General features: G+C 71.2%; 7 protein-coding genes and 1 pseudogene. 4 read left to right on the top strand and 4 right to left on the bottom strand.

Annotated elements, in window-relative coordinates:
- Window positions 1–130: 130 nt before the first annotated feature.
- The gene (locus LI92_RS23870; RefSeq protein WP_192830085.1) at window positions 131–385 is read right to left on the bottom strand and encodes a hypothetical protein; all 255 of its coding nucleotides are present in this window, start codon (window positions 383–385) and stop codon (window positions 131–133) included.
- On the opposite strand from LI92_RS23870, the gene LI92_RS23865 reads away from it, so the two are divergent.
- Window positions 372–2579, top strand: coding sequence for a hypothetical protein (locus tag LI92_RS23865; protein ID WP_192830084.1), 2208 nt, complete (start codon window positions 372–374; stop codon window positions 2577–2579). The genes LI92_RS23870 and LI92_RS23865 overlap by 14 nt on opposite strands.
- On the opposite strand, the gene LI92_RS23260 is transcribed toward LI92_RS23865, so the two are convergent.
- The 3 genes and pseudogenes from LI92_RS23260 to LI92_RS23855 all read right to left on the bottom strand — a co-directional run bounded on the left by LI92_RS23260 (window position 2576) and on the right by LI92_RS23855 (window position 5884).
- The gene (locus tag LI92_RS23260) at window positions 2576–2998 is read right to left on the bottom strand and encodes a hypothetical protein (RefSeq protein ID WP_192830083.1); all 423 of its coding nucleotides are present in this window, start codon (window positions 2996–2998) and stop codon (window positions 2576–2578) included. The two genes, LI92_RS23865 and LI92_RS23260, sit on opposite strands and share 4 nt — an antisense overlap.
- Before the next feature lie 256 nt (window positions 2999–3254).
- Window positions 3255–3416: pseudogene (locus LI92_RS24530) on the bottom strand (PGRS repeat-containing protein); the annotation flags it as partial.
- A gap of 1295 nt (window positions 3417–4711) precedes the next feature.
- A complete protein-coding gene (locus LI92_RS23855; RefSeq protein ID WP_192830081.1) occupies window positions 4712–5884 on the bottom strand; it encodes a hypothetical protein in 1173 nt (390 codons plus the stop codon).
- Here LI92_RS23855 and LI92_RS23850 point away from each other — a divergent pair.
- From LI92_RS23850 to LI92_RS23845, 3 genes are all read left to right on the top strand, one after another.
- Entirely contained in the window at window positions 5867–7330 is a 1464-nt protein-coding gene (locus LI92_RS23850; protein WP_192830080.1) for a hypothetical protein, read from the top strand. The two genes, LI92_RS23855 and LI92_RS23850, sit on opposite strands and share 18 nt — an antisense overlap.
- A gap of 84 nt (window positions 7331–7414) precedes the next feature.
- Window positions 7415–8275 (top strand): hypothetical protein, encoded by an 861-nt coding sequence (locus LI92_RS23230; protein WP_052740830.1) that lies wholly within the window; start codon window positions 7415–7417, stop codon window positions 8273–8275.
- A partial coding sequence (locus LI92_RS23845; RefSeq protein ID WP_502691468.1) for a hypothetical protein occupies window positions 8276–9550 on the top strand: 1275 nt, incomplete at its 3' end.

The raw sequence follows: 9550 nt of genomic DNA, 5'->3' as shown, positions 1-9550 counted from the left end.
CCATTGCCACCACGCGTGCCATCCGCGCCGGGCTCATCCCCGTTTGCGCCGTTGAAACCGTTGCCGCCACGGCCACCCAAACCACCGGCGCCACCATTGCCGTTGGCACCCTGCGTAATGCCGTCGGCCTCTAGCCCGCCCTGGCCGCCGTTACCACCGGCACCACCGGCGGCACCATCCGTGCCATCAGGGTCTTCCGCGGTGCCGTTGACACCGTCCAGGCCGGTGCCGCCGGCACCACCGTTGCCACCGATACCCGCGACGCCGTCGGCACCACTGGCCGAGTAGGTACCGCCGCCACTGGCACCTCCGGCACCACCCCTGCCGGCATTTCCACCGTTACCGCCGTCTTGACCGGCATAGCCGGCCGCGTGCTCGCTGTCACCGCCGGCACCGTCGCCGCCGTCGGCACCGTTGCCACCGTTGCCGCCGTTACCACCCAGACCACCGATGCCGTGGGCGCCGACAGTGGAGCCCTGGCCGCCCTGGCCGCCGTTGCCACCTGCACCGCCGTTTCCGGCGTTCGTGCCGTGAGCGCCCGGCTCATCGCCGTTGAAACCGTTGAAACCGTTACCGCCGGCGCCACCATCACCGCCGATACCACCCACGCCCTGCGCGGCGTAGGAACCGTCTGCGGCCAGACCACCGGCACCACCGTCGCCGCCGTTGCCCCCGTGGCCGCCACCAGTGCCGTCAATGCTGCCCAGGACACCGTTGGTGCCCAGGAACCCGTCACCGCCGGCACCGCCATTGCCACCGACCGTGGCCGCGCCGTCAAGCCCATCAGCACCCTGGCCGTTGCCGTCACCGTCGGTGCCACCGGTCCCGCCGGCGCCGAAGTCTCCACCCCTGCCGCCCGCGCCACCCTGGCCGGCATCGGGGTGCTCGGCCGTGCCGGCAGCGCCCTGACCACCGGCACCTGCAGTCCCGGCATTGCCGCCGTCACCGGCCGCACCGCCGGCACCGGTGACACCGGCGGCACCATTGGTGGCGCTACCGGCGGCACCACCGGCACCACCATTGCCGCCCTTACCCGCCGCAGCCCGGCTGACACCATCGGCCTGCAAACCACCCTGGCCACCGTTACCACCGTTACCACCATTGGTGCCCGCACCACCGTTGACCGCACCCGCGGTACCCGCCGCACCCGCAGCACCGGCCTTACCCGAACCACCGGCACCACCGACACCAGCAGTGCCATCGGTGGCCCTCCCACCCCCGACAAGCTGACCACCCAGACCGGCATTACCCCCGGCACCACCATTGCCACCAGAAGTCCCCGCCGCGGCAGTGCCATCGGAGGCTGCGTCATAACCGGCGCCGCCGGCACCACCATTGCCACCCTTACCGGCCGTGCCGTTGGCGCCGTCGGCGGCCGCCACCCCACCACCGGAGACACCACCGGCGCCACCGGCACCGGCATTACCACCATTGCCACCATTGCTGCCGGCACCACCATCAGGGTTGGCCGCCGTCCCCGCGGTGCCGGCCACACCGACCGCACCCGCAGTACCGCTACCGCCCTTACCGCCGACCCCGCCGGCACCATGAACACCGGCGATCGAACCGGTCCCGGCCACACCACCATTGCCACCGGCACCACCGGCACCACCATGCGTGCCGGCGGCCGCGCCCGCAGCTACCGCGTCATACCCGGCGCCACCGGCGCCACCGGCACCACCATCACCACCAGCACCCGCCGCAGCCCGCGTCACACCATCGGCCGCCAGACCACCCTCACCGCCGTTACCGCCCCGGCCACCGGCCTGACCCGCCGTGCCGTCCACATTGTCCGCATCCCCAGCGACCCCGGCAGCACCGTGCTTACCGTCGCCACCATCGCCACCAACACCGGCGTTGCCCGCAGTCGCCCGCGACCCATCGGCCTGCAGACCACCCAACCCGGCATTACCACCGACACCACCGTTACCGCCGGCCGTGCCCGTCAACGCACCAGGATCAGCCGCCGCGTCATACCCGTGACCGCCGACCCCACCATCGCCGCCCTTACCGGCCTGACCCGAAACACCCGAGGCCGCGTAAGTGCCCCCACCGGAACTACCACCGGCACCACCGATCCCGGCATCACCACCATCGCCACCGTTACCGCCGGCCCCACCATGCAACGTCGACGCCGTACCCGCGACACCGATCGCCCCGGCAGCGCCGTGAGCACCCCAACCACCGTTACCGCCCACACCACCCACACCATGAGCGCCCGCCGTGGCACCGACACCACCCACACCACCATTACCGCCGGCGCCACCATTGCCACCCGAAGTGCCCGCCGCCGCGCCCTGCGACCGCGCGTCAAAACCATCCCCACCCCGAGCACCGGCCCCACCATCGCCACCATCACCGGTCACCGCACGCGTGATGCCATCGGCCTGCAAACCACCCAGGCCACCAGCACCACCGGCACCACCATTGCCGCCACGACCACCATCAAGCGAACCCGCCGTGCCATCGGCCCCGACAAAACCCGCACCACCATCGCCGCCACGACCACCACTGCCGGCCACACCACCAGTACCGCTGGCGGCCTGACCCGAAGCGCCCTGCCCACCAACACCACCTAGACCGGCGTTACCGCCGGCCCCACCGGCCTGACCCGCAAACCCATCAACATGCTCCGCGGTGCCATCAGCACCGTTGGCGCCATCAGCACCATCACCACCGGAACCACCATTGCCACCCGCAGCCCCATCACCTTGCTCACCGGCCACACCCGCAGCACCCGCACTGGCAAACCAACCCCCAGCACCACCAGCACCCGCAGCACCGGCAGCACCACCATTGCCACCCGCGCCACCATTGCCGCCACTGATCGCATCCACATGCTCAGCCGTGCCATCGGCACCATCAGCGCCATCACCACCAGCACCACCAGCAGCACCCGAACCGCCCGAACCACCCGAACCGCCCGTGCCGAACAGCAGCGAACCCCGACCACCGGCACCACCATTGCCGCCGGCACCACCGTTTTGACCATCACCACCGGCAGCACCCAGCAACCCCGCATTCACACCCGCGAGCCCGGCGACACCATCACCACCATTACCGCCGGCACCAGCCGTGCTGAACAACCCCCACAGCGCCGCATCACCACCGACACCACCGGCACCACCGCCACCACCAGCGGTTACCGCATCCCCACCATCACCACCATCGCCACCCCGACTAAACCACGCAAACAGGCCCGCGGCGCCACCATCGCCACCATCACCCGACCCCCAACCATCCCCACCATCGCCACCATTGCCGCCGAACAAACCACCCTGACCACCAGCACCACCGTCATCACTGACACCGGTGCCGTCCGCATCCCAACCCGCGCCACCATTGCCATAAATCCAGCCACCGGCACCGCCGTCAGGGTTGTCCGCCGTGCCATCAGCACCGTTACCGAACGGCATCAACCAATTGATCTCAGACCAGTCAAACGACGACGCCGCCGACCCCGGCAGACCAAAGTCGAACGCCCCCACCGCACTGAGATTCAGATCCGCCAGAACCGCATCCCACACCCCATCCCAGGTACCCGCATCCGCCCAGGAATCAAAAACCCCATCCCAACTCGCCGCATCAAACACCACACCCCACGCCGCGGCATCCCCCCAATCAACACCCAAATCCGCAACCGCCGCCCCCAGCTGATCCCCCAACAACTCCGCCAACACATCCTCAAAATCCGCCCCCGCCGGAACCGGACTCAACGGCGCCACCCCAAACGCCAAAAACGCCCCCACCACCGAACCCGCACCCACCACCCGACTACTACGACGACGAACACCACTGCGACGGTCACCAGCCACGACACGGACCCCTTAAGTTTGCATAAGCGTTGGCAAAGACTTGTTTGGCTAAGAAGGGTAGTAGCGCGTGGCGGGCAGTCAACCTTTTTGGTCATAATGCTCAATTTTTCCGCCAAGGTGGACCTCTTTGGTCTGTGAGCTGCGGGTTTGACTGCAGGTGCGGCGATCAAGATTTAGCTAAAGAAAGCCAATGTTTCTTAGCAAGAATGGTTTGTTTGCTGGATTCGCTATACAGTTCGGCATACTTTCGCCATTCTCAAGTTTGCTTATTCGCGAATTCGACGACCGACAACGTGGTCGATACGGACGGCCTCAGCCCGCAGCGGGAACGGCGATGCCCGTAGCCTTTCGCCACCGTCAGTTAATGGGCGACACTGCTGTCACCGCCGGTAGACGGTGATGCGGCGAGATTTTGGCTATTAACTGAACGTCCACCCCCGCGCTGAACCCTTGCCGCTGGTCCGGGCGGCTTGGGCGACTGCTTCAGAAGAAGACGCCATAGTTTGCTCGCCGATGGCTGTGCGGTGGCTGGACGACTCCTGTCAGCAGGATCACACAGTTGCCCCGGCATCGCATCGCTGCCGTCACACCCCGTCGCCTCCAGCCGCACCGCCTTGGCCCGCGTTGCGCGCCCGGGAACCACCGGCCCGGCCTGCGGGTGGTCTAGGAGGCCGGGCCAACCGGGTTGGGGCTGGCGCCGGTGGCACCGATCAAGCGAAAGCCGCCCCGGCATGAGACCGGAGCGGCTTTCACCTGCCCCTCCCGGCCGTGCACAGGTTCCAGTCAGATTGGAGGCTGTGTAGCCACCGACCAGCGGGCACGAGCCGGGTGGTGCCGCCGAGACCGTCGTCCGGAGCTGCCGGTACCGCACCGGTTCTGGCGCACGGCGATTTCGATCACGGAACGTTGTTGTTGGCCGTGGTGCCGTTAGCCCCCACGGCGCCGTTGCCACCCTTGGACGCTGACGCGCCTGCGCCGCCGCTGTCGCCGGATGCGGCATGTGAGCCGTCGGCGTTCTGGCCGCCGGCGCCGCCGGATCCACCGGAACCGGCCGAGCCGGCCGTACCGCCACTGCCGGCGGCGCCACCTGTGCCCGGGGTTCGGATCGCGCCCCCGCCGGTGTTGTAGCTGGCGTCCCCGCCGTCGCCCCCGTCACCGCCGGTGCCGCCCTTGCCGGCAGCCCCGCCGTTGCCACCGTCGCCGCCCGCACCGGCGGTGCCGGCCAGGCCGCTACCACCCACGGCCCCGGCAGCACCACCGGCGCCGCCACTGCCGCCAGCACCACCATTGCCTCCGACACCTCCGGTGCCGCCGGCACCACCATTGCCGCCGATGATCGACTGGTTGTTGAACCCAGCGGTGGCGATCCGGGCTGCGCCGCCGTCACCGCCGTCGCCGCCCTCACCACCGGTGGCACCGGCACCGCCATCGGCGCCCTTACCACCGGCACCACCGTCACCGCTGACGCCGGAGATCGAGCCGCCGGCGCCGCCGGCACCGCCTTCCCCGCCGGCACCGCCCTGCCCGCCGTGCTGTCCGTGCCCGCCGGCACCGCCACCGCCGCCGTTGCCGCCGGTGCTGTTGGCACCAAGAGCACCGCCGGCGCCCTTGGTGGCGCCGCCGCCGTGGCCGCCGTCGCCGCCGTTCGCGCCGATGCCGCCGTCGCCGCCCTTGCCGCCGTTGCCACCCCACGCCTTGTTGTTGTTTGTACCGCTGCCGAGATCGGTCTTCTGGCCGCTGCCGCCGTCGCCACCCTGCTGGCCCGCCACTGCGGCGGTGGTGCCGGCGCCGCCGGATGCGCCCTGGACATTCGGCGTTGTGTTGATGCCGGTGTTGCCGCTCCACGGGTAGCTCGTACCGTTCGGTGCCTGGCCGGCCGGCGCGGGGTTACCGGTGCTGCCGACAGCGCCGTCACCGCCGGCGCCGCCCTTGCCGCCGTTGCCGATCGCTCCGCCGTCACCGCCCTTGCCGCCCTTGCCGCCGTCGGCACCCGGTGCCGCTCCCGGGTCCTTGGCTGCGTCGTAGCCGTTGCCGCCGTTACCACCATTGCCATGAGCCCCGCTCGGCAAAACTCCGTTGGCACCATCACTACCGGCGCTACCGGCCCCGCCGGCCGTGGTACCGGCGCCGCCGCCCAGCGAACCCGCTCCGACCGCACCGGGATTACCGCCGGCGCCGCCGTCGCCGCCCTCGGGAGTGGTGGCGTCGCCGTTGGCGCCGTTACCACCGTCGCCCGGGGTACCGGCGTTGCCACCGTTGGCGCCGTTACCACCGCTGCCGTTGACGCCGACCACAGCCCCGCCCTGCGCGGTGCCGGCGTCCCCACCGGCCCCGGCCGTTCCGGCGTTGGCGCCGTTACCACCGTCACCGCCACGCGTGCCGTCCTCACCGGCGAGGATGCCGCTGTAACCGGCACCGCCAGTCCCACCGCTGCCGCCAGCACCGGCGTTACCGCCCGCGCCGCCATTGCCCGCAGTGTTGACGCTCAGCAGGCCACCGTTACCGCCCGCCCCGCCCCGGCCGCCGTTGCCGCCGACAGTGCCGTCGCCACCCTTACCGCCGCCGACACCCGCCGATCCAACCGTGCCCGCGGCACCGTCAGCACCGGCAGACCCACTACCTCCGGCACCACCGTCACCGCCATTACCGGCGTTGCCACCATCGCCACCCCGGCCGCCGGCACCGCCCGAGGCACCCGCCGCCGCAGCCCCATCCGACGCCGCGTCATAGCCGGCACCACCGTTACCACCATTGCCATGAGCCCCGCTCGGCAAAACTCCGTTGGCGCCATCACTACCGGGAGTCCGGCCACTGCCACCGGAGCCCTTGACGCCGACCGCACCGCCATCACCGCCTTGGCCGCCATCGCCACCGGCACCCAACGCCCCACCGGAACCGGCCACACCAGCTACCCCGGCGGCACCGTTGCCACCGTCACCGGCAGTGCCGGCATCCCCACCGTCACCACCGTTACCACCGTTGCCCTGACTGCCCGCGGTACCGCTGCCGTTGAGCAGCGCACCCGCCGCACCACCGACCCCACCGGCACCGCCGGCACCGCCGTCGCCGCCCTTACCGCCGACCTGACCAGCACCCAGGCCCAATCCGGACTGCCCGTCAGCGCCGGTGGCACCAGCACCACCCGCACCACCGTTGGCACCGCTACCGGCGTTGCCACCAGAACCGGCATTACCAGCCACGCTGCCACTGGCACCACCAGCACCACCGTTACCGCCCTGGCCACCGCCCTGACCGTTCTGACCCGAATCACCCGGGTTGAGGCCACCATCACCGGCTTTGCCGGCCACACCACTGCCACCGTTGCCGCCATTGCCGCCGTTGCCGATCGCACTGCCGGCACCGCCCGCACCGCCGTTACCGCCGCTGGTGCCCGCCGCCGCAGTCAGATCCGATGCCGCGTCGTAGCCATTGCCGCCGTTACCGCCATGGCCGGCCAGACCCGTAGGCGCACTGCCGGCGACACCGTCAGTCCCGTGACTGCCCGTCCCGGCTAGGCCACCGGTACCCGCGTTCCCACCCCTGTCACCGCTGCCCGCAGCACCCACAGTGCCGCCGGCACCACCGTCACCGCCGTCGGGATGGGCGGCGTCGCCGTTGGCGCCGTCGCCGCCATCACCGGGCTTACCGCCGTTGCCGCCGTTACCACCAGCACCGCCGGAACCGTTGGCGCCCGCAGTGACACCGGCACCACCATTGCCACCGTTGCCACCATGGGCACCGTTACCGCCGGCACCGCCCTTGCCGCCGTTGCCGCCATCGCTACCACCGTCGAGGCCCCGGCCGCCCGCGCCCGCCAAACCGCCATGACTGCCCGACGAGCCCACGCCGCCGACACCACCAGCACCGCCGGTACCGCTGACCGATGTGCCGCCGGCGCCACCGTTGCCGCCCTGACCGAACTGGAACGGCTCGACGAACGTGCCGTAACCACCAGCGCCGGCACCACCATTGCCGCCGTTACCGGCCGCCTGACCGCCCGACCCGTCACCACCGGCACCACCGTTACCGGCGTCGGAGTTCAGGCCGCCATCACCACCGGCACCCCCAGCGCCACCGGTACCCGAACCGGCAGCTTTACCGCCGGCGCCGCCCTCACGGCCCACACCGCCCCAGCCGCCGCCGCCACCATTGCCGCCGTTTCCGCCGAGCGTGGCATCACCACCGGCACCGCCGGTGGCCAACGCGTTACCACCGTTGCCGCCGGCACCGCCGGCACCGCCATTCCCGTTGGCACCCAACGCATTCCCGCCAACACCACCGGTGCCGCCCCAACCACCGAGGCCACCCCAACCACCATTGCCGCCGTTACCGCCGTCAGGCCCTGCATTGCCGCCGTTGCCGGCCACCGAGCCACTGTCACCGCCGTTGCCGCCGTTGCCGCCGGCACCACCATCACCGGCCACCGAGTCCCCACCACGGCCACCGATACCGCCACCTAGATGCGCGGTGCCACCGGCACTGCCACCGTTGCCGCCGTTGCCCGTACCGGTGGCGTCGCCACCGTCACCACCGTTGCCGCTGTGCCCGGCGTTGCCGCCGTTACCGCCGGCACCACCGGTGCCGGTGCCGAACGCCTTGCCGCCAGCGCCGGCCGCGCCCAAATCCGGCCCAGCACCGAACAACGCATCGCCGCCGGACCCACCGGTGCCACCATTGCCGCCGTCACCACTGGCATTGGTAGCACTCGAACCCGCCCCGGCATTGCCGCCGTTGCCGCCGTTACCGGAGTCACCACCGCGGCCACCATCACCAGAACCCAGCGCGTCACCACCGCGGCCACCACCACCGCTGTAGCCGCCGTCGCCACCGTTGCCGCCGTCCTTGCCGACACCACTGGGACCGGAATTACCGGCCGAACCGGCACCACCGTCACCGCCGTTACCGCCGACACCGCCAGCGCCGCCGTCACCGGCCCCGGCACCCGTGCCACCGGCACCACCGACGCCACCATTACCACCGTTACCACCGGTGTTGCCGGCCTGGCCATCCCCGGCCACCGCACCAGCCTTGCCGGTAGCTCCATTACCACCGCGCCCACCAGCACCGCCGGCACCGTCAGCAGCCGCGCCACCGGCACCACCCGCACCACCAGACTGGCCCGTCATACCGTCACTGGCGAAACCCTGCCCATCGCCACCAGCACCACCAGCACCACCAGCACTGCCCGCACCGGCACTGCCCGCGGTGCCATTGCTGCCACCGGCACCGGCCGCACCTACGGCACCTGCGGCACCGCCGTCGGCACCATTGCCACCCTTGCCACCAGACCCCGCGGTGTTCCCACCGCCGCCACCAGCACCAGCACCACCAGCGCCGGCCGTACCGGCGTTACCACCACTGGCGCCGTCGCCGGCAGCGCCACCGGCGCCACCACCGCTGGAGTCACCCCCGGCACCACCGGTACCGCCTGCGCCACCGGCACCGGCGTTACCGCCTGCCCCACCAGCTGCGTCGCTGCCGGCCACGGCACTGAAGCCTTGGCCACCATTACCGCCGGCACCACCGGCACCGGCGTTACCGCCGGCGCCGGCCGTGTCACCGTCACCACCGCGGCCACCGCTACCACCGGCACCACCGACGCCACCATGGCCGCCGTTGACATTGCCCGCGGTGCCCGCGGCGCCACCAAAGCCGCTGCCGCCCTTGCCACCCGCGCCACCGTCGCCGCCATCACCGTGGGCGGCGAAGCTGCCATTGACTTCCTGGCCGCCGGC

Source organism: Mycobacterium sp. UM_Kg1 (assembly GCF_000972925.1).
Lineage (GTDB): Bacteria > Actinomycetota > Actinomycetes > Mycobacteriales > Mycobacteriaceae > Mycobacterium > Mycobacterium hiberniae.
The sequence above is the reverse complement of the archived record's forward strand: the minus strand, read 5'-3'. Positions and strand labels throughout refer to the sequence as shown.

Excerpts from the sequence above, each read along its gene's own strand:
- LI92_RS23850 (WP_192830080.1), top strand. The coding sequence starts at position 5,867 with ATGAGCCCCGCTCGGCAAAACTCCGTTGGCACCATCACTACCGGCGCT.
- LI92_RS23230 (WP_052740830.1), top strand. The coding sequence starts at position 7,415 with ATGGGCGGCGTCGCCGTTGGCGCCGTCGCCGCCATCACCGGGCTTACC.